Annotated in this window: 18 protein-coding genes; 10 read left to right on the forward strand and 8 right to left on the reverse strand. The window is 58.7% G+C overall.

All coding sequences use genetic code 11. The annotated features are described in order from the left end of the window. Positions 1 to 930 precede the first annotated feature (930 nt). Together KUG85_RS08855 and KUG85_RS08860 are read right to left on the reverse strand one after the other, a co-directional pair. Complete coding sequence (locus KUG85_RS08855) at positions 931 to 2724, reverse strand: ATP-binding protein (RefSeq protein ID WP_223004912.1); 1794 nt, start codon at positions 2722 to 2724, stop codon at positions 931 to 933. A gap of 2 nt (positions 2725 to 2726) precedes the next feature. Then, on the reverse strand, positions 2727 to 3842 hold the full coding sequence (locus KUG85_RS08860; RefSeq protein ID WP_223004913.1) for an SIR2 family protein: 1116 nt from the start codon (positions 3840 to 3842) through the stop codon (positions 2727 to 2729). A gap of 541 nt (positions 3843 to 4383) precedes the next feature. On the opposite strand from KUG85_RS08860, the gene KUG85_RS08865 reads away from it, so the two are divergent. The 3 genes from KUG85_RS08865 to tdh all read left to right on the forward strand — a co-directional run bounded on the left by KUG85_RS08865 (position 4384) and on the right by tdh (position 8354). After that, positions 4384 to 5595: an acyl-CoA dehydrogenase gene (locus KUG85_RS08865; RefSeq protein ID WP_223005241.1), complete on the forward strand. Its 1212-nt coding sequence runs from the start codon at positions 4384 to 4386 to the stop codon at positions 5593 to 5595. Positions 5596 to 5948: 353 nt separating this feature from the next. After that, positions 5949 to 7136 carry a glycine C-acetyltransferase gene (locus KUG85_RS08870; RefSeq protein WP_223004914.1) on the forward strand — a complete coding sequence of 396 codons (1188 nt, stop codon included), beginning with the start codon at positions 5949 to 5951 and terminating at the stop codon, positions 7134 to 7136. Positions 7137 to 7319: 183 nt separating this feature from the next. Beyond that, positions 7320 to 8354 (forward strand): L-threonine 3-dehydrogenase, encoded by a 1035-nt coding sequence (gene tdh, locus KUG85_RS08875; protein ID WP_223004915.1) that lies wholly within the window; start codon positions 7320 to 7322, stop codon positions 8352 to 8354. A 4-nt stretch (positions 8355 to 8358) separates the two neighbouring features. Here the strand turns inward: tdh and KUG85_RS08880 are convergent, their stop codons facing one another. From KUG85_RS08880 to KUG85_RS08890, 3 genes are read right to left on the reverse strand one after another with little or no spacing between them, the layout of a single operon-like run. Next, positions 8359 to 8754: a type II toxin-antitoxin system VapC family toxin gene (locus KUG85_RS08880; RefSeq protein WP_223004916.1), complete on the reverse strand. Its 396-nt coding sequence runs from the start codon at positions 8752 to 8754 to the stop codon at positions 8359 to 8361. Positions 8755 to 8762: 8 nt separating this feature from the next. After that, a complete protein-coding gene (locus tag KUG85_RS08885) occupies positions 8763 to 9032 on the reverse strand; it encodes a type II toxin-antitoxin system Phd/YefM family antitoxin (protein WP_007010132.1) in 270 nt (89 codons plus the stop codon). Positions 9033 to 9072: 40 nt separating this feature from the next. After that, positions 9073 to 9519: a MarR family winged helix-turn-helix transcriptional regulator gene (locus KUG85_RS08890; protein WP_223004917.1), complete on the reverse strand. Its 447-nt coding sequence runs from the start codon at positions 9517 to 9519 to the stop codon at positions 9073 to 9075. Between the two features lie 110 nt (positions 9520 to 9629). Here KUG85_RS08890 and hmgA point away from each other — a divergent pair, with 110 nt between their 5' ends. The 6 genes from hmgA (at position 9630) to KUG85_RS08920 (ending at position 15532) form a co-directional block, all read left to right on the forward strand. After that, complete coding sequence (hmgA, locus tag KUG85_RS08895; RefSeq protein ID WP_223004918.1) at positions 9630 to 10943, forward strand: homogentisate 1,2-dioxygenase; 1314 nt, start codon at positions 9630 to 9632, stop codon at positions 10941 to 10943. A 91-nt stretch (positions 10944 to 11034) separates the two neighbouring features. Next, a complete protein-coding gene (locus KUG85_RS08900; protein ID WP_223004919.1) occupies positions 11035 to 12051 on the forward strand; it encodes a fumarylacetoacetate hydrolase family protein in 1017 nt (338 codons plus the stop codon). Between the two features lie 2 nt (positions 12052 to 12053). After that, positions 12054 to 12389: a hypothetical protein gene (locus KUG85_RS08905; protein WP_223004920.1), complete on the forward strand. Its 336-nt coding sequence runs from the start codon at positions 12054 to 12056 to the stop codon at positions 12387 to 12389. Positions 12390 to 12413: 24 nt separating this feature from the next. After that, entirely contained in the window at positions 12414 to 13364 is a 951-nt protein-coding gene (locus KUG85_RS08910) for an MBL fold metallo-hydrolase (protein ID WP_223004921.1), read from the forward strand. A 336-nt stretch (positions 13365 to 13700) separates the two neighbouring features. After that, entirely contained in the window at positions 13701 to 15317 is a 1617-nt protein-coding gene (locus tag KUG85_RS08915) for an FAD-dependent oxidoreductase (protein ID WP_223004922.1), read from the forward strand. Between the two features lie 2 nt (positions 15318 to 15319). Next, complete coding sequence (locus tag KUG85_RS08920) at positions 15320 to 15532, forward strand: DUF2783 domain-containing protein (RefSeq protein ID WP_223004923.1); 213 nt, start codon at positions 15320 to 15322, stop codon at positions 15530 to 15532. Positions 15533 to 15564: 32 nt separating this feature from the next. Here the strand turns inward: KUG85_RS08920 and KUG85_RS08925 are convergent, their stop codons facing one another. From KUG85_RS08925 to hppD, 3 genes are all read right to left on the reverse strand, one after another. Further along, positions 15565 to 15960 carry a c-type cytochrome gene (locus KUG85_RS08925; RefSeq protein ID WP_255606317.1) on the reverse strand — a complete coding sequence of 132 codons (396 nt, stop codon included), beginning with the start codon at positions 15958 to 15960 and terminating at the stop codon, positions 15565 to 15567. A 25-nt stretch (positions 15961 to 15985) separates the two neighbouring features. Then, positions 15986 to 17572: a flavin monoamine oxidase family protein gene (locus KUG85_RS08930; RefSeq protein WP_255606319.1), complete on the reverse strand. Its 1587-nt coding sequence runs from the start codon at positions 17570 to 17572 to the stop codon at positions 15986 to 15988. A 204-nt stretch (positions 17573 to 17776) separates the two neighbouring features. Continuing rightward, positions 17777 to 18889 (reverse strand): 4-hydroxyphenylpyruvate dioxygenase, encoded by a 1113-nt coding sequence (gene hppD, locus KUG85_RS08935; RefSeq protein WP_223004924.1) that lies wholly within the window; start codon positions 18887 to 18889, stop codon positions 17777 to 17779. 146 nt (positions 18890 to 19035) lie between these two features. Here hppD and KUG85_RS08940 point away from each other — a divergent pair, with 146 nt between their 5' ends. Continuing rightward, positions 19036 to 19503: an Lrp/AsnC family transcriptional regulator gene (locus KUG85_RS08940; protein ID WP_065816253.1), complete on the forward strand. Its 468-nt coding sequence runs from the start codon at positions 19036 to 19038 to the stop codon at positions 19501 to 19503. The last annotated feature ends 115 nt before the right edge of the window (positions 19504 to 19618 follow it).

Here is a 19618-nt window from a genome sequence, read left to right on the forward strand (position 1 = left end):
GGGTGGGGAGAAGGGTGGGGCGGTGATGAAGGCCGCCTTCTCCCCACCTGTGGGGAGAAGGTGCCGGCAGGCGGATGAGGGGCGAGCGCCAGCACACGATATTTCTGGCTGCATTTCATTGATCACCTTCACCGCTCGCCCCTCATCCTCACCTTCTCCCCGCTCGCGGGGAGAAGGGGGCGCATGCGCAGGTGCCTTTCCACGGTCGCCGCATCACCGTGCCTTCACCCTCATCCTGAGCTTGTCGAAGGGCGGGGGTGAAGGCATGCACCACGCTTGCCGCTGCCGCGCTTCATGCCGCCCTCGCCCTTCGACAAACTCAGGATGAGGGCTGTGTGGGCTCGGCTTCCGAATCTCCACGTCATCCCGAGCGAGACCCCGTCCGCGCCCTGAATGCTCTTCCAATGGGTCCCGGATAGCCTTCGGCTTCCGGGATGACGGGGGTGGAGATGCGGCTCGATCGGCTTTCCATGAGGGCACACCTCCGCTCCCGCACGGCTTCGCCGCCGGGGTTTGAACAGCTTTGGGAAGACGGGCGGCCAAAGCGTCGCGCGTCTAAGATAGTAGTGCGACCCTCGGGCCGCCCGTCCGGCCGCTGTCCCGACTGTTGGTCGATCACTCGGGCGGGGTGCGCCCTAGCGGTTTCTCCGCAACCGGTCTTGAAACCGGCCGCCGGCCTGTCGCGGGCCCTCACAAGCCCTGGACCACCGATGCCCAAGGGGGAGGCTGCCGCCGCCCTTCCTGATCCCCGGCTCCGGACCCGGTTCCCGACAAGGGCGATGGGGGGATTATAGGTGAGGTTTTGGGGGCGGGGATAAATTTGGGGGAATGGAATGAGAAGAGGAAAGGGTCTTTGTCAAAGAACCCATCCAACGGAAGGTATATCAGCCTGAAGCCGCAGTCAGCGAGAATGGCTCCAGCAATTGAAAGTCAGCCGTCATCACTGCTCCACAGTTCTACGAGGTCTACATCGCTGCTGTCCGGTTCTTGCTCTTTCGGAAGCTTGTCAACCTGCATAAGCATCGGAATGTCGAAACTGGTTCCTGTTACAACGCATGCGCCTTGAGGTAGCGTCGGTATTTGCCCTCGCGAAAGGCTATCCAACGTCGAGATCGTGTTTTCCAAAAGCGCAAGATCCCTGTCATTCACCAATCGATGTATGAAATAGTTGTGCAGTTGCGAGACGATAGTAGGGGAGATGTCAGCAGGTCGTTGGCTTGCGAGAGTAAGGAATATTCCGAACTTACGGCCCTCTTTGACAATTTCTTCGAACAGCTCCAGACGGTAGTCCTTCCAGCTCTCTGCTTCACGATTTGACTGCTGCGAGAGAATGTTATGTGCTTCATCAATAACCAGATGAAGCGTCGTCGCGGGAGGGCTTGCAACAACATTTCTGTGCTGTTCACAGAAGTGCTTTGCAAGGAGAATAGGGAGTATCTTCTTTACGTCCTGTTTGCACTCACGCAATGAAATAACGGTAACTAGCGCGCTAGCTTTTTCGCTCGGCCCGACGGCAACAACCTTCGAGAAATCATCTTTCAGGCTGTCGATACGCCCCAACAATGGCTGAATATGCTCATACTGGGCTGAGCCGGAAAGAACATCTCGAACAATTTGCAATCGTGCTCGGACTTGCAACTCGGAAAAGCCAGAGATATCGGTCAAATTCAGTGCACTAATAAGCGGTTCAAATGTGGCTTGAAAATAATCATCGTCGTTAGCTAGGAAACGCCAAGTAGGAGGGGAGCCAACGTGAAAACTATTGGCATCAGCCACACTTCTCAAACCAACACGCTCAAGCAAACTATGCAATTCAGTTGCATTTGGTAGATTTTTTACCAGTGATTTAATTTGCTCCAACGCTTCAACACTTGGGTCGTTCGAGCGGAGAACCCTTTTTAGCGTTGCTTGTGCGTAGCGTGATAAGCTGTCTTCGATGTTCGCGAATGCTCTCCGTCCGGAAATAACGCGACGAAGAAAAGGTTTCTGAGTGTAGGCGGTAGCCTGAAATAGGATGCCGAGTGTATCCGCATCCCAAAAGTCATCATCTAGAAGCGTGAACCGGTCGCCTTCTGAGTCCCGAGTTGTCAGCCTGACAATCTGCTTCTGCTCGGCTCCCACGAGTTGTCCGCCGGTGTATTCACCGTTGAAATCCAGAAACACGAACTTGCTGGTATTTCCAATGCTCTCCCGCTTGTTTTCGAAAAGCACCGTAAACAGCTTCGTCAGAGTGTTTGACTTTCCGCTCCCCGTATTGCCGAAGATTCCCATATGTGTATTGAATAGCTTCTGCCAAGGAAGAGAGACTGGTAAGTCTTCTTTTAGGAGCTTTCCGATAACGTAACCGTCATGAGATTTGCTCTCAAAGACGCTAGCAACCTGTTGCTCTGATAGAAGCCTAGCAATATCGCCGATCTTGGGTAGGTACTTGATCCCATCTTTGAATTCATCGTCTTCAAAATATCCAATTGGTCTTAACTTTAACTTTCTAGTAAATAATTTTTCGTTTGCCTCAAGTTCATAATCTTTCTCGTCCAAGTATTCACCGTCAATGGTGCAGACAATTTCGCGGAAGCCGTGCGAAATGGATATAAATTCCCGGATAGAGATTCCTTTGAACTTCTTGCCATTGAAAAAGTGCGTCTCATGGTTTGAGTTCTCGAAGGCTCTGACAGAAACTTCGACGCCCATTACCGCTACAACTTCGCCAATTTGAATGCTCATTGTTACGCACTCGCTGGCTTCGTTGTGAACACTTCATCGTTGAAAGCCGTAAAGTCGAGAGCCCCGTCTACCCGTATTAACTCAACATTCGCAAAGCCAAGAAACTTCTGCTCCATCAAATGCTTCTCATCGTCGTTGAAGCAGCAGACGTACATATGAAGGGAGGGGTTTGAAAGCGAACGTTTTATTAGGTTGAGGATATGTTCGTCCGCGAATGAGAACCCAAATGCGATGAACACGGTGTCGGGTTTCTCAAGCTCGTAGCTCAGCAGCCGCATCATCTGATAATAGTGCTCTTCGAAAACGGTTTCGTAGAACTTCCATTTCGTTGGGTTCACAATCGGAAGAGCTTTGTACGCATTTTGAAATGCATCGTTTTGTGTAAGCGTGATGTCTGGAGGAGGATTTAGATCCTCATCCGTTTTGGTTGCATCCATCAAATATTCGAAAAAGTCCTGATCTTCTCTCAAAGGAACTTTCGACATTCGCTTCTTTGCACGATCCAGATCATAGGAAACCTCAATTTTTTCACCGTCTTTGTACCAATAAACACTTCCATGAAGCTCGATCAGGTTTATTTGGGGAACGCTCTTGGAGTGACGATCAAAAACCCCGTGGTCCTGAAAATACCGTCCAAAGTTTCGTGCATTCAAAGTGCGCTTTACAAATCCATCAGTTCCATTATTCAGATGGAAGTCATAAGAGCCAAGCCGCAGAAGTGCCTCCGCCGTGTGGGCAATCATCCCATCGTAGTTAGTTGTGAAGATATTAGCCCTTTTTTTGTGACTCTTCTTGCTGAGAATATTCAGGATCGTTTCCAGGAACTTACGGTAGTTATCAATCGCTGTGTTTTGTTGCTCGGTGTTCATGGACACGTCGCCGGGATCATACTCAGCGGCAGGAAGAATAATTTCTTGGACATACCAAGAGAAAAGATGCGCTAAGAAGTCGTGATCTTCCTCGTACTTGGTTGCCAGCGTCTCAACCGTATGTGTTTCATCAGAGCCATTCTTCTTAACTTTTAGGGCAAGGGTCGGCAGTAAGCCATATGATGCCCCTGAGCCAACCAAAAAATTCAGGTTCTTCTCATAAATATCTGATTTGTTGATCTTCGACAAAGCGACTCGTCCCTTGACTGCATATACAGGTAGAACAGCATTTCTGAGGAGGGATTGCACGCATTTTGGCATCAACTATGCTGTTCGAGTGCAGCAAAGGGGAGAGACGTTACGCTAGGGAGAACCCCCTGGAGAATTCTTTGCAGATACACGCCTTGTCTAGTCTTGGAACTCAGGCTTCAGCTCAAAGAATGCGTAGCGAAAAGCAGATCTTCGCGCGACTCGCAGCGAACTTCCGCTCTCCGCCCCTATCGACCTTTGCACGTCGCGCAACTAACGGTCCCTTTGCCGCATTTGCCCCCCCCCCCCCCATCCATCCCCTCCCGTCACAATCCCCTTCCAAAAAATCATTTTAAGCTTGAAGCAATCTCGCATAGGATGCTGTATGCTCCGCTCAGGCGTCAGGAGTGCAAGCGCCCTTGCGGCGCGCAAGGCACCCTCTGGCGAAGGGTTTTTCCGCATTTGCGCGGAGGTCAGGTGAGATCATCTGGCTGCAGAAGGCTTGAAAGAGCGCAACCGCATCAGGAAGGCATGAATGAATATGGAAGCACAGAAATCCGCGGCGAAATCGTCCAGATCGACATTCGTGTGGGACGATCCCTTCCTCATGGAAGAGCAGCTCACCGATGAAGAGCGCATGATCCGCGATGCGGCTGCCGCCTTCGCCGCCGACAAGCTCGCCCCCCGCATCGAACATGCATATATGAACGAGGAAACCGACCCGGACATCTTCCGCGAGATGGGCGCGGCGGGGCTTTTGGGCGTGACGGTGCCGGAGGAATATGGCGGCGTGGGCGCGGGCTATGTGTCCTACGGGCTGGTGGCGCGCGAGGTGGAGCGCATCGATTCGGGCTATCGCTCCATGATGAGCGTGCAGTCCTCGCTGGTGATGTTCCCGATCCATGCCTATGGCTCGGAAGAGCAGCGCAAGAAATATCTGCCGAAACTGGCGTCGGGCGAGTGGATCGGCTGTTTCGGCCTGACCGAGCCGGATGCGGGCTCCGACCCCGGCGGCATGAAGACGCGCGCCGACAAGATCGATGGCGGCTACAGGCTGACCGGCTCGAAAATGTGGATCTCCAATTCGCCGATTGCCGATGTGTTCGTGGTGTGGGCGAAATCGGCGGCCCATGGCGGCAAGATCCGCGGTTTCGTGCTGGAAAAGGGCATGAAGGGGCTTTCCGCGCCGAAGATCGGCGGCAAGCTTTCGCTGCGTGCGTCGATCACCGGCGAGATTGTGATGGACGGCGTGGAAGTGGGCGAGGATGCGCTTTTGCCCAATGCGGAAGGGCTGGGCGGGCCGTTTGGCTGTCTGAACCGCGCGCGCTATGGCATTTCCTGGGGCGCGATGGGCGCGGCGGAAGATTGCTGGCACCGGGCGCGGCAATATGGGCTCGACCGCAAGCAGTTCGACAGGCCGCTGGCGCAGACGCAGCTTTTCCAGAAGAAGCTCGCCGACATGCAGACGGAAATCGCGCTTGGGCTTCAGGGGAGCTTGCGCGTTGGCCGGCTGTTCGACGAGGGCAAGATGGCGCCGGAGATGATCTCGGTCGTCAAGCGCAACAATTGCGGCAAGGCGCTGGACATTGCGCGGATGGCGCGTGACATGCATGGCGGCAACGGCATCCAGATCGAATATCACGTGATGCGGCATGCGCAGAACCTGGAGACGGTGAACACCTATGAGGGCACGCATGACGTTCACGCGCTGATCCTCGGCCGCGCGCAGACGGGGCTGCAGGCGTTTTTCTGATCGGGTGAGTGCGCGTATCGCGCTGGTGAATTGAGAAGGGGCGGGTGCTGCGGTGCCTGCCTCTTTTTTTGCCCACCAACTCCGCGTCATCCCGGAAGCCGGAGGCTATCCGGGACCCATTGGCAGAGTGTGGGAGGGTGCGGCCCGGTTTTCACTTTGCACAACACTGTGAGCCCTCTGCGGCACGCGGCCGTGCTTCTCAATGGGTCCCGGCTCTCGCTCCGCTCGGCCGGGATGACGTGGAGGAGCTTTGAGATGTGGCGGACAGAGTTTGCAGAAAAGCAGGTGGTCGAAAGCGGCGGCACTCTGTAGTAGAGGAGGGAAAGCCTGTCCCCGTTCGATCCGAGGTGTTCATGACCGCGTCCTTTCTTTCCCATCTGCGCTTGGAACTCGATGGCCTGAAGGAGGCGGGGCTTTACAAGTCCGAGCGGGTCATCACCTCCATGCAGTCGGCTGAGATCGAGAGCGGCGGGCGGACGGTTTTGAATTTCTGCGCCAACAATTATCTGGGCCTTGCCGACAATGAGGAATTGCGCGAGGCGGCGAAGGCCGCGCTGGACCGCTATGGTTACGGCATGGCCTCGGTGCGCTTCATCTGCGGCACGCAGGAAGAGCATAAGGAGCTGGAAGCGAAGATTTCCGGCTTTTTGGGCTACGAGGACACGATCCTCTATTCCTCGTGCTTCGATGCGAATGCGGGGCTTTTCGAGACGCTGCTGGGGCCGGAGGATGCGATCATTTCCGACGCGCTCAACCATGCCTCGATCATCGATGGGGTGCGGCTTTGCAAGGCCGAGCGCCACCGCTATGCCAACAACGACATGGCAGCACTTGAGGAATGCCTGAAGAAGGCGGAAGGTGCGCGCTTCAGGCTGATCGCGACGGATGGCGTCTTCTCCATGGATGGCATCGTCGCCAATCTGGGCGCGGTCTGCGATCTGGCGGAAAAATACGATGCGATGGTGATGGTGGACGACAGCCATGCGGTCGGTTTCGTGGGTGAGAACGGGCGCGGCACGCCGGAGCATTGCGGCGTGGAAGGGCGGGTCGACATCATGACGGGCACGCTGGGCAAGGCGCTGGGCGGCGCGTCTGGCGGCTATACCTGTGCGAAGGCGGAAGTGGTCGACTGGCTGCGCCAGCGCTCGCGGCCCTATCTCTTTTCCAACACGCTCGCGCCGGTGATCGCGGCGGCTTCGCTAAAAGTGTTCGACATGGTGGCGGGCGGCGGGGCCCTGCGCAAAAGGCTTTACGACAATGCGGCGCGCTTTCGCGCGGGCATGGAGAAAAACGGGTTTAAGCTTGCCGGTGCCGATCATCCGATCATTCCGGTGATGCTGGGCGATGCGGCCCTTGCGGAAAAGATGGCGGCGCGGCTTCTGGAAGAGGGCATCTATGTGATTGGCTTCTCCTTCCCCGTGGTTCCGAAAGGGGCTGCGCGTATCCGCACGCAGATGTCGGCGGCGCATTCGGCCGAGGATATCGACCGCGCGGTGGAGGCGTTCGCGAAAGTGGGGCGTGAGCTTGGGGTGGTCGGGTGAGTGGCGGAACGGCCGGCACCGACCCCTCATCCCCCTGCCGGGACCTTCTCCCCGCAAGCGGGGAGAAGGAAGATGGCGGAAACGTTGGTGCCTCCCTCTCCCCGCAAGCGGGGAGAGGGTAAGGGTGAGGGGCGGGCGGCCACGCCAATTGCTCAGGATTTCGCTTTGGAAGGATAATCGACCATGTCCAACATGATGAAGGCGCTCGTGAAATCCAAACCCGAAGAGGGGCTTTGGATGGAGCGCGTTCCGGTGCCCGAGGTGGGGCCGAACGATGTGCTCATCAAGGTGCGCAAGACGGCGATCTGCGGCACGGATGTGCACATCTGGAACTGGGACGAGTGGGCACGGAACACCGTGCCGGTGCCGCTGGTGACGGGGCATGAATTCGTCGGCGAGGTGACGGAAGTGGGCTCGGCGGTGACGGAGTACAAACCCGGCCAGCGGGTTTCGGGCGAGGGGCACATCGTGTGTGGCCATTGCCGCAACTGCCGGGCAGGCCGCGGGCATCTGTGCCACAACACGCTGGGCGTGGGCGTTCACCGCGCGGGTGCCTTTGCCGAATTCATCGCACTGCCGCAGCACAATGTGGTGCCGATCCCCGACAACATTCCAGACGAGATCGCGGCGATCTTCGATCCGCTGGGCAATGCCGTTCACACCGCGCTTTCCTTCGACCTTGTTGGCGAGGATGTGCTGGTAACGGGGGCGGGGCCCATCGGCATCATGGGCGCGCTGGTGGCGCAGGCCGTGGGCGCGCGCAAGGTGGTCATCACCGACATCAATCCCGGCCGGCTGGAGCTGGCAAAAAAGCTTGGCGTTCAGCACACGGTGAACGCGGCGGACGAAACGCTGCCGGAAGTGATGCGCCAGCTCGGCATGACCGAGGGCTTCGATGTGGGGCTTGAAATGTCGGGCGCGGCCCCCGCCTTCCGCGACATGATCGACGCCATGAACAATGGCGGCAAGATCGCGATTCTCGGCATCGCGCCGGCGGGCTTCGAGATCGACTGGAACAAGGTCATCTTCAAGATGCTGCACCTGAAGGGCATCTATGGACGCGAGATGTTCGAGACCTGGTACAAGATGATCGCGCTGGTGCAGACGCGGCTCGATGTGCGCGACCTCATCACCCACCGCATCAAGGCGGATGATTTCCGCGACGGTTTTGACGCCATGCGCTCCGGCAAGGCCGGCAAGGTGGTGATGAGCTGGTAGCCGCTTACGAGGCGAACAGGGGGATCGTTTCGGCCATCGCCGCTTGTGCCAGCCTGCGGTCGAGCGTTGCCAGCGGCACGGCGTGGCGTTGTGCAATCTCCAGATAGGAGGCGTGATAGACCGTCAGTTCGTGCGCGCGGCTGAGGCGTAGCATTGCCGTAGGGTCGATGTCGTCATCGACGAGGATGGGGTGGTCGTAAAGCGCATCGAGGATGGTCTTTGTGATGGCCGGCGTGTGTCGTTTTCGGCGCTCGCACATGACAAGCAGGTTGCATATCTCGAACCACCAGATCGGCGGCACGATGGCCTGTGAGGTGAGAAGACTTTCCTGCACCGCCAGGGCCAGATCATGATCCTCGTCGGGCAAAAGCCAGGCGGCGATAATTGACGCATCGAGCACGAACCGCGTCAATAGCGGTGACCCTCATGTTTCCATGCAAGCATGTCGTCCAGTGACGTCGCGGTTTTGGGAAGGGTATCGCGCAGGGAGCGCAGCTTCCGGACCGCATTGTCAGCGCGTGTCTGCGCAGCCGTCTCGATCTGATCGGGGACAATGCGCGCCACCGTCTTGCCGTGACGTGTGATGAGTATGGTCTCGCCCCGCTCCACATCACCAAGAAGGGCCGCGAACCGGGACTTTGCTTCTGTTGCAGTCAGTGTTTTCATCTCGATGGTCATTTTGACTGGTCAATTTGACCATAAATATGGGATGTGAACGCTACTCCGTCAAGGTCGTGCGCTCGAGCGCGGCGAGGCCGGCGAGAAGGGCTGCGCGCTCCTCCAGTGTCATGCGTTCCAGCAATCCCGTTTCGAAGGACCGGGCCACGGGCACCATGTCTTCATAGGCCTTCTGGCCGGTTTTGCTGAGTGTCAGCCGCTCGACGCGGCGATCCTGCGGGTCGGGCGTGCGGACCAGCCAGCGGCGGGTTTCCAGCGAGGCCACGGCGCGGCTGACCTTGGTCTTGTGCATGGAGGAATGCGCACCGACCTCGGTTGCCGTCATCGTGCCGAACTGGCCGATGGTGGCGAGCGTGCGCCACTCCGGCCGCGTGAGCCCCAGGCGGGCGCGATAGGCCTGCGAGAAATCCCGGCTGATCGCGTCGGTGAGGCGCGTCAGGCGGTAGGGCAGAAAATCTTCCAGGGCGAGCGTGGTCCGGTCAGTCATGGTGTTCCTTTGCAACGCGGCAGGTTTCTCTTCCCGCGTCGTTGATAGTTACATTCGCCATGGTTACGATTGCAACCAATTCCTGAATTCCCCGTTGCATGGAGGATCGAATGACCGTGCAGTACATGCCGGGTTTCGGCAATGATTTCGAGACAGAGAGCCTGCCTGGCGCGCTGCCGCAGGGGCAGAATTCGCCGCAGCAGCCGGCCTATGGGCTTTATGCGGAGCAGCTCTCCGGTTCGCCCTTTACCGCGCCGCGCGGGACCAATGAACGCTCCTGGCTCTACCGCATCCGGCCGAGCGTGAAGCACACAGGTCGCTTCAAGGCCGTCAGCTTCAACGAATGGAAATCTGCACCCAATGTGCATGACCATAAGCTGGCGCTTGGTCAGCTGCGCTGGGATCCGACGCCCATCCCAAACAGGGAAACCGATTTCCTGGCCGGCGTGCGCACGATGACGACCGCAGGTGACGTGCAGGGGCAGGCGGGCATGGCGGCCCACATCTATGCCTTCAACATTTCGATGGTGGATGAGTATTTTTTCAACGCCGATGGCGAACTGATGCTGGTGCCGCAGGAAGGCGGCGTGCGACTGAAGACCGAGATGGGCATCATCGAGATCGAGCCCGGCGAAATCGCCGTCATGCCGCGCGGCATGATCTTTCAGGTCGAGCTGATGGACGGGCCGGCGCGCGGCTATATGTGCGAAAATTACGGCGCCAAGTTCACCCTGCCGGATCGCGGTCCGATCGGCGCCAACTGCCTCGCCAACCCGCGCGATTTCAAGACGCCGGTCGCCTGGTACGAAGAAAAGGAAAAAAACTGCCGGCTGTTCGTCAAATGGTGCGGCCAGTTCCACGTGACCGAGATTGACCATTCGCCGCTCGATGTGGTGGCCTGGCACGGCAATTACGCGCCTTACAAATACGATCTATCCACCTTCTCGCCGGTGGGGGCGATCCTGTTCGACCATCCCGATCCATCGATTTTCACCGTGCTGACGGCCCCCTCGGGCGAAGAGGGAACGGCCAATATCGACTTCGTGATCTTCCCGCCGCGCTGGATGGTGGCCGAGCATACATTCCGCCCGCCCTGGTATCACCGCAACATCATGAGCGAGTTCATGGGGCTGATAAAAGGCCAGTATGACGCCAAGGAAGAGGGCTTTGTGCCGGGCGGCGCCTCACTGCACAACATGATGCTTCCGCACGGGCCGGACGCCTTCGGCTTCGAGAAGGCGAGCCAGGCGGATCTGAAGCCGGTCAAGCTGGAAGAGACCATGGCCTTCATGTTCGAGACACGCTTTCCCCAGCATCTGACGCGCTACGCCGCTGAAACGGACACGCTGCAGGAGAACTACATCGACTGCTGGAAGGATCTGAAAAAGCGTTTCAACGGCACGCCGGAAGGCGACTGGTCCTGATCGACCGGAGCGGCCACAAAAGATATGATCGGCGCCGGTTCGCTGGACCTGCGCCGATTGCGCGTCTCCCCCAACGCATAAAGGACACTGCATGAAACTCGCCACGCTCAAGAACGGAACGCGCGACGGGAGGCTGGTTGTCGTCTCCCGTGATCTGACACGCTGCACGGACGCATCCTTCCTTGCGCCGACGCTGCAGGCGGCACTGGACGACTGGGCGCGCATCGCGCCGCATCTGGCAGCCCTTTCCGAAAGCCTGGAGCACGGCTCGGTGCCTGCCGAACGCTTTCACGAGCATGATGCGCATTCGCCATTGCCGCGCGCCTATCAGTGGGCGGACGGCTCGGCCTACGTCAATCACGTGGAGCTGGTACGCAAGGCGCGTGGGGCGGAGATGCCTTCGAGTTTCTGGGAAGATCCGCTGATGTATCAGGGCGGGTCGGATGCTTTTCTGGCACCACGCGACCCCATTCGCATGGCTGACGAGGCCTGGGGCATCGACATGGAAGGCGAAGTGGCGGTCATCGTCGACGACGTGCCGATGGGCGCGACAAAGGAACAGGCGCGGGATGCGATCCGACTGGTGATGCTGGTGAACGACGTATCGCTGCGCGGGCTGATTCCGGCGGAGCTCGGCAAGGGCTTCGGCTTCTTCCAGTCGAAGCCGTCTTCGGCCTTCTCGCCGGTTGCGGTAACGCCTGATGAACTCGGCGAGGCATGGGATGGCGGCAAGGTCTCGCTGCCGCTCTGCGTGGATTATAACGGTAAACCCTTTGGCAGGGCCGACGCGGGCATCGACATGACCTTCGATTTCCCGACGCTGATTGCCCATGCCGCCAAAACGCGTCCGCTCTGCGCCGGCGCGATCATCGGCTCGGGTACGGTTTCCAACAAGCTCGATGGAGGCCCGGGCAAACCGGTTGACGAGGGCGGGGTTGGTTACTCCTGTATCGCTGAAATCCGCATGATCGAGACGATAGCACACGGTAAACCGAGGACGCCTTTCTTGCGCTTCGGCGATACGGTGCGTATCGAGATGAAAGACAGTGGGGGCCATTCCATCTTCGGCGCCATCGAACAGCGCGTCGAGGACTATCAGGAGCCCTGAAAATGGCACTCGACCCTCTCAAGCGCACGGCGCTTATTTTCGCGGTATTCAATCTTGTCGGGATTTCCATCCTGGCGTGGTTGTTAAAGTCAGTTTTTGATGCGCTTTACACCACCGCGCCTCAATGGCTGGGCATCACGTTGTCCTTCATCTTCGTGATAACCGTCATTGGCGTGAATGTATGGCTCTCGAGGCGTGCATACCGGATCGACAGCGGTTCGATACTGACCCGCCTGATGATCGCCTGGACGCTGATTTCGGCGGTGTCCGCAGTCGTGTTCAGTGCACTTGATCCCTGGAATATCCTGAAGTCCCTGGCAGTCGTCGTCGGGGCATAGTGTAGTCAATGAGAAAGGCGCGTTATGGCCAAAGAGTTCGCATCCGCAGGTGACCTGACAGAAAAAACCATTTCGTTTGACGAGATCGGGCGGGACCTCTGGGCTTTCACGGCCGAGGGTGATCCCAATTCTGGCATCATCATCGGCGACGAGTCGGTGATGGTCATCGAGGCACAGGCAACACCACGCCTTGCCGAAAAGGTGATCGAGAAGGTGCGGTCCGTTACCGACAAGCCGATCAGCCATCTGGTTTTGACGCATTACCATGCCGTGCGTGTGCTGGGTGCTTCTGCCTACAGGGCGCCGACCATCATCATGAGCGACAAGGCGCGTTCCATGGTGGTGGAGCGAGGCAAGGAGGACTGGGATTCGGAATTCGTGCGGTTCCCGCGTCTCTTTCAGGGGCATGAATCGATCCCCGGTCTGACCTGGCCGACAACGACCTTTTCCAGTTCCATGACGGTCTATCTCGGCAAGCGCCGGGTGGACCTGATGTTCCTTGGCCGGGCGCACACGGCTGGCGACATCGTGGCCTTCGTGTCGGACGCCAATGTGATGTTCACCGGCGACATCGTGGAGCATCACTCGGCCTGCTATTGCGGCGACGGGCATTTCCACGACTGGCCGACGACACTGGAGGAAATCCGCGCCTTCGACCTCGACGCCATTGCGCCGGGACGTGGCGGTGCGCTGGTGGGGCAGGCCATGGTCAATGAAGCACTGGATCTGACCAGCGATTTCGTGATGTCCACCTATCAGCCGGTGGCGCGCGTGGCGCAGGGCGGCGGAACGCTGAAGGAAGCATGGGACGCCTGCCGTGCGGTGTGCGATCCGAAATTCTCCGACTATGCGATCTATGAGCATTGCCTGCCCTTCAACGTGGCGCGGGCCTATGACGAGGCACTGGGCATCGACACCCCACGCATCTGGACCGCAGAGCGCGACCGGCAGATGTGGGACGCGCTGCAGGGGTAACGTGATGAAGCGGGCCGGAGCGACGTTTGAAGGACGCGCGCCGCTCGCGATCCCGGCTTCCTTCTCCCCGCTCGCGGGGAGAAGGTCCCGGCAGGGGGATGAGGGGCTGGCTGCGACCTGATTGAGGATGGTTTTGCCGCGCATCCGCTGATTGCCGATGGCGCTTGCCCCTCATCCTTACCTTCTCCCCGCTCGCGGGGAGAAGGGGGCGTCGGCGCTGGCGCTGTTTTTTTACGACCGCCGATCTCATGCTCGGAGTTGAGGGTCGTCAACTGGAAGAGGTATGAGCCGCTTCTTTTCTGAGGAGAAGCGGCTGCGAAGGGAGGGTGAATTTCAATGCCGCATTACGCCTACAACCCCTTTCCATACATGAAGCCTCCGGAGCTTGCCGGCGGGCATGTGGGGCAATATCCGGTGGTCATCGTCGGCGCCGGGCCGGTGGGGCTTGCCGCCGCCATCGACCTTGCGCAGCGCGGTGTTTCCGTGGTCGTGCTCGACGACAACGATGTCGTATCGCTGGGCAGCCGGGCCATCTGCTGGTCCAAACGCACGCTGGAGATTTTCGACCGGCTGGGGGTGGGTGAGCAGATGGTTGAGAAGGGCGTGACCTGGCAGGTCGGGCGGCTTTTTCACCGCGACCGTGAAGTGTGGAACTTCGACCTTCTGCCGGAGGAGGGGCACAAGATGCCCGCCTTCATCAACCTGCAGCAATATTATGTAGAGCAATATCTGGTGGAACGGGCGGGTGAGCTTTCCGACCGGATTGATCTGCGCTGGAAAAACCGGGTTGTCGGGCTTGAGCAGACGGGCGGCGATGTGCGCCTTCGGGTGGAAACGCCGGACGGCGCCTATGAAATGGACGCCGCCTGGGTGATCGCCTGCGATGGCGCACGTTCACCTGTGCGCTCCATGATGGGGCTCGATTTTGCGGGCCAGGTGTTCGAGGAACGCTTTCTGATCGCCGATGTGGAGATGAAAGCGGACTTTCCCTCCGAGCGCTGGTTCTGGTTCGAGCCGCCCTTCCACAAGGGGCAGTCGGCGCTTCTGCACAAGCAGCCGGACGATATTTACCGTATCGACCTGCAGCTTGGCCCGGATGCGGATCCGGACGAGGAAAAAAAGCCGGAGAACGTCATCCCCCGCATTGCCAAGGTGATCGGGCATTCGAAATTCGAGCTCGACTGGGTATCGGTCTACACCTTCCAGTGCCGCAGGCTGGAGCGCTTCGTGCATGATCGCGTGATCTTTGCCGGCGACAGCGCGCATATCGTTTCGCCTTTCGGCGCGCGCGGCGGCAATGGCGGCATTCAGGACGTCGACAATCTGGGCTGGAAGCTGGCGCTTGTGGTCAAGGGCGAGGCGCCGGCCTCGCTGATCAGAACCTATGACGAGGAGCGCATTCTGGGCGCTGACGAGAATATTCTGCACTCGGCGAGGTCGACCTCTTTCATGACGCCGAAGAGCGACATGGAGCGCATGTTCCGCGACAGCGTTCTGGCGCTTTCGGCGGATCACGATTTCGCGCGGCGGCTGGTGAATTCGGGCCGGTTGTCAAAGCCCTGTTCGCTGGCTGGCTGCACATTGCAGGCGGCGTGGGATGGCGAGAGCCCGCTTGCGCCGGGCATGGCGATGGCCGATGCGCCAGTGCTGGCGGGGGGGAAGCCTTCCTGGCTGCTAGGCGAAGCGGGTGGCGGTTTCGTGCTTCTGGCGGTCGACTGTGACCCACCCATCGGCCTGCCGGCCGGGCTGCATGTGGTGCAGGTGACGAAGCCCGGCGCTTCGGCGGTGGATGGCGTGGCACATGTCGAGGATAGCGAAGGTGTGGTTGCCGCCCGCTACGGCGCGGGGCGGCTCTATCTGGTGCGGCCCGACCAGCATGTGGCGGCGGTTTTCACGGCATCGGACGCGCATGAGATCGCGGCGGCGATGACCCATGCGATGGGGAGGGAATGAGGATGGACAGGATCGAGATCGGCCAGGACCGGCTGGGCGCGGCAGGCGATGATTTCTATGCCGCGCTGATGGCGGCGCATGAGGGGCTGAGCTTTGAAGAAAGCGCGCGGCTCAACGCAAAGCTCGTGCTGCTTCTGGCCAATCAGGTGGGCGACCTGAAGGTGATCCGCGCGGCACTCAGGGCCGCGCGTGGCGACCAGGCAGGGCAAACCTGAAGGTTCAGGCGCACCGGCTGCCGCGAGCGCGCTCAGGGCCAGGGCGGGACGATCTGGTCCGCCGTTACTTCGTCGGTATAGTTGTTGCCGAAATGGGTCCGGATATACGTCACCACATCGACGATCTGCTGGTCGGTGAGCATATCGCCCATTGCCGGCATGGCTTTCTGCCCATGTGTAATGACGAAGATCGCATATTCGGGGTATTCGAGATTTTCATTGCTTGCCAGGGAGGGATAGCGGCCAGCACCGGTCGCGCCTTTCCCATCGGGCATGTGGCAACCCTGGCATATGGCCTTGTAGATGTTTTCGCCACCGGTAGCCGTAATCCTGCCAGCATCGCTGGCTGGTGCGCCGTCCTCGGTATGCGCAGAGGCGGCAAACGTCATCGAAGCAGCGAAGCACAGCACGAAGGCTTTCGTTCGCATGGCGGGCTCCTTTACACTCAAATTGTCACCCGTTCAGGACGCGGTCGTGGAGGCGGGAGATGGCGTCCAGGCCGGAGAGGAGCGCTCCTTCCTGCCATCCCGGCAGATAGGAAATGTGCTCGCCGGCCATCAGTGTGCGACCGTCGAACCGTGTTGCCCGGCTGTAATCGGCTTCCCTATTCTTCCAGACTCCGTAGCAGCCCAGCGCCCAGGGCACGCGATGCCATACGACGCTCGCCCCGCTGGAGAATTCCTTCCGGTATTGCGGGTGGATCATGGCACCGTACTCGAGGGCCTTGCGGATGCGTTCTTCCGGTTCCATGGCGGTGAACTGATAAGCTGCGGCGTCCCAGCTATAGCCGCCGACGAGCACACCCTTGCCGCCGGAGAGATAGTCGCCCGAGGGGTAGCCGATTAGGGAGATGGGGAGATCTGTATAGGAGATGCCGCCATAGATTTGTTCATCCTCTTCCCAGAACCGGCGGTTGAACTCCAGGCCGAACTTGACGGACCCGGCATATTGAACCTTGTCGATCACGCCTTTCATCCCGTCTGAGAAATTGTTCTCGATCTGGCCGAGGATGGAAAACGGAATGGTACAGATGCACCAGTCAGCCCGGGTTTCCTGTTTGCCGCTTTCGCTGCCGGTGTCTTCATAGGTTACGGTCACGCCGGTCTCGTCCTGCTGGATCGAGGTGACCTTCGAATTGTAGCGGATCAGGTCCTTGATCTCGCGCTCGAACGCCAGTGCGATCATGTCCATGCCGCCGACGGGCTGGAACATTGTTTCCTGATGATCGACGGTCTCGGCTTCACCAAGCCATTGCCATAAGCGTGATTGAAGAATAGCACTTGGGCCAATCGGTTCGGAGGGGCTTGGCGCGGCTCCCACACCGCCACCCGGCCATCTCTGGAAGCCGCGGTATTCGCTGGTGTGTAGCCCCTTCACATAGGTGTAGTCCTTGTCGAGCATGCCACTGATGCGCAGCGACTCCAGCAGCATCTCCTTGTCTTCATCACTGACCAGTTCATCGAGCCCACCCTGATTGGCGGCTTTTGCGAGGAGTTCGGCAGTGTGGCCGCGATAGTCGGTGGCGATCTCGCGAAAACGCTGAGGCCGCCCGCCAAAGGCGTTGACGGAGTGGAGATAGGCATTGTGATTTTTCTGAATAAAGGGCTCAAGCCTGACGCCGAGGCGCCGGCAATAGTCAAGGACGGCATGGTGGTGGTGAGGAATGCGCCAGGGGCCGGGATTGAAATAGTTGCCTTCGGCATAGCTGATCTCCTGCTGGAAACCGCCAAGCTCCGCGTAGGTATCGCCTCCGCGTAAGGTCCAGCACCGTCCGCCGGCTTTTTCCCGGAATTCCAGTAACTCGACCTCGTAGCCAGCCGCCCGTAACTCGAGCGCCGCTGCCATGCCGGCAAGCCCCGCCCCAAGAATGAGAACCTTCACTGCCCCGGGATCGCCCTGGAGCTTGATCGGTCCCTGATAGGTCGATGCCCTGGCATGCCCAAGCGTCGTCATCGCCTGGTAGAGAGCCGCGCCGCCGGCCGTTGCACCGATCATCGTCAGGAGGTCGCGGCGTGACATCCGTCCAAATGCGCGTTGCATTATCTTGTACTCCTTGCCTGTTTGGCCAAGGGGTATCATCGCGCTGTCTGGCGTACTAAAAAAGGTAATATTGAGTAAATATTTTGAACCATTTCACTTTTATTATGGATGTATGACATTTGTATTTAGAAATATATAGACGGCAAAATAAAAGACCGCCTTTCGGCGGTCTTTTTGAAAAATGTTTTGCACGCGATGTGTAAATTACTCAGCCGCATCCACCTTGATGACGCCGCGGCGTATCTGGTCTTCCTCGATGCTTTCGAAGAGGGCGCGGAAATTGCCTTCGCCGAAGCCTTCGTCGCCTTTGCGCTGTATGAACTCGAAGAAGATCGGTCCGATGACGGTCTTTGAGAAGATCTGCAGGAGGATCTTGGTCATGCCGCCATTCACCACGCCTTCGCCATCGATCAGGATGCCGTGCTTTTTCATGCGCTCGATGGGCTCGTCATGGCCCTGCACACGGTCGAAGCTCTTCTCATAGTAGACCTCCGGCGGGCCTGGCATGAATTTGAGCCCGTTGTCGGCGAGCCTGTCGGTGGCGTCGTAGATGCCGTCCGTGCCGACCGCGATGTGCTGGATGCCTTCGCCTTTATACTTCTTCAGATACTCGACGATCTGGCTCGTGTCGTCCTTCGATTCGTTGAGCGGGATGCGGATCTTGCCGCAAGGGCTGGTGATCGCGCGGGAGACAAGGCCGGTGATGCGACCGTCAATGTCGAAATAGTGAATCTGCGAGAAACCGAAAAGCTCACGGTAAAAATCCCACCATTTGTCCATGTTGCCGCGATAGACATTGTGGGTGAGGTGGTCGAGGTAGTAGAAGCCGACGCCTTCAGGTCGCGGGTTTTTCTCGCCCAGCCATTCGAATTCCGCGTCGTAGACAGACCCTTTCTCGCCATAGGTGTCGATGAAATAGATCAGCGAGCCGCCAATGCCGACAATGGCGGGCACGTCGAGTGTTTTGTCATTGCCTTCATAAGGCTCGGCACCCTTGGAGACCGCATGGTCGAAAGCGTGTTTCGCGTCGACCACACGCCAGGCCATGGAGGGCGCGCACGGGCCGTGATCCTCGACAAAGCGCATGGCGTGGCTGGCGGGCTCAGCGTTGACGATATAATTGATGTCGCCCTGCCGCCAGACGGAAACCTTTTTGGTCCTGTGGCGGGCGACTTCCGTGTAGCCCATCTTCGTGAACAGTTCGGCGAGTTTCTCCGGTTCCGAATGGGCAAATTCGACGAACTCGAAGCCATCGGTGCCGGCGGGGTTTTCTTCACTGATTTTCGGCGGCGGTGCGTCGTGGGGGAACGGGCCCATGGATTAACTCCTCCTCATCTGGGAACATACGGATGTGTTCAAACGTCATATGCACATTTTACGCTTCCTGGATTGCACGCGGCTTGCATTATGGGGCGTGTTTTGGGAGAAATGCGCACCTATCATGCATCAAGGAGGAAAATTGCATGGCTGATGCGCGTGTTGATGGTTATGACCGCAAGATATTATCGCTCTTGCAGGTCGATGCGCGGCTGACCAACAATGATCTGTCGGAGCGGGTGAACCTGTCCCCCTCGCAATGTTCGCGCCGCCGGCAAAGGCTCGAGGAAGAAGGCTATATCCGCGGCTATGTGGCCATGCTCGACCGGGACAGGCTCGGTTTTCCGCTCGTCAACATCATCACGGTGACGCTTGCCACGCACAACCCCGACAATGCACGTCGTTTCGGCGAACTGCTTGCCCGTCTGCCCGAAGTGCAGGAAGCGCACGCGCTGACGGGCGAAATGGACTACATCCTCAAAGTGGTGACACCCGACCTGAAATCGCTGTCGGATTTCGTCAATGGCGTGCTCCTGCCTCATGACTCGGTGCAGCATGTGAAGAGCGCCATCGTGCTCGAAACGCTCAAGGAAACCGGCGCCCTGCCGCTCTGACGTTCTTTTGTTACGAATATGGCAGGGAATTCCTCTTTATTGTTACATAATTTCCGCTAAAGTCGCGGTGGACGAGGGGCGGGATTCCAGTGGATACTCGGCTCTCAGGCGATCG

This window comes from Nitratireductor rhodophyticola, from assembly GCF_019891355.1.
Taxonomy (GTDB): Bacteria; Pseudomonadota; Alphaproteobacteria; order Rhizobiales; family Rhizobiaceae; genus Nitratireductor; species Nitratireductor rhodophyticola.

What these genes read in the sequence shown, in the direction of transcription:
- KUG85_RS08855 (WP_223004912.1), bottom strand. Translation starts at nt 2,724, where the DNA reads ATGAGCATTCAAATTGGCGAAGTTGTAGCGGTAATGGGCGTCGAAGTT.
- KUG85_RS08865 (WP_223005241.1), top strand. Translation starts at nt 4,384, where the DNA reads ATGGAAGCACAGAAATCCGCGGCGAAATCGTCCAGATCGACATTCGTG.
- KUG85_RS08870 (WP_223004914.1), top strand. Translation starts at nt 5,949, where the DNA reads ATGACCGCGTCCTTTCTTTCCCATCTGCGCTTGGAACTCGATGGCCTG.
- tdh (WP_223004915.1), top strand. Translation starts at nt 7,320, where the DNA reads ATGTCCAACATGATGAAGGCGCTCGTGAAATCCAAACCCGAAGAGGGG.
- KUG85_RS08885 (WP_007010132.1), bottom strand. Translation starts at nt 9,032, where the DNA reads ATGACCATCGAGATGAAAACACTGACTGCAACAGAAGCAAAGTCCCGG.
- KUG85_RS08890 (WP_223004917.1), bottom strand. Translation starts at nt 9,519, where the DNA reads ATGACTGACCGGACCACGCTCGCCCTGGAAGATTTTCTGCCCTACCGC.
- hmgA (WP_223004918.1), top strand. Translation starts at nt 9,630, where the DNA reads ATGACCGTGCAGTACATGCCGGGTTTCGGCAATGATTTCGAGACAGAG.
- KUG85_RS08900 (WP_223004919.1), top strand. Translation starts at nt 11,035, where the DNA reads ATGAAACTCGCCACGCTCAAGAACGGAACGCGCGACGGGAGGCTGGTT.
- KUG85_RS08905 (WP_223004920.1), top strand. Translation starts at nt 12,054, where the DNA reads ATGGCACTCGACCCTCTCAAGCGCACGGCGCTTATTTTCGCGGTATTC.
- KUG85_RS08910 (WP_223004921.1), top strand. Translation starts at nt 12,414, where the DNA reads ATGGCCAAAGAGTTCGCATCCGCAGGTGACCTGACAGAAAAAACCATT.
- KUG85_RS08915 (WP_223004922.1), top strand. Translation starts at nt 13,701, where the DNA reads ATGCCGCATTACGCCTACAACCCCTTTCCATACATGAAGCCTCCGGAG.
- KUG85_RS08920 (WP_223004923.1), top strand. Translation starts at nt 15,320, where the DNA reads ATGGACAGGATCGAGATCGGCCAGGACCGGCTGGGCGCGGCAGGCGAT.
- KUG85_RS08925 (WP_255606317.1), bottom strand. Translation starts at nt 15,960, where the DNA reads ATGCGAACGAAAGCCTTCGTGCTGTGCTTCGCTGCTTCGATGACGTTT.
- KUG85_RS08930 (WP_255606319.1), bottom strand. Translation starts at nt 17,572, where the DNA reads ATGCAACGCGCATTTGGACGGATGTCACGCCGCGACCTCCTGACGATG.
- hppD (WP_223004924.1), bottom strand. Translation starts at nt 18,889, where the DNA reads ATGGGCCCGTTCCCCCACGACGCACCGCCGCCGAAAATCAGTGAAGAA.
- KUG85_RS08940 (WP_065816253.1), top strand. Translation starts at nt 19,036, where the DNA reads ATGGCTGATGCGCGTGTTGATGGTTATGACCGCAAGATATTATCGCTC.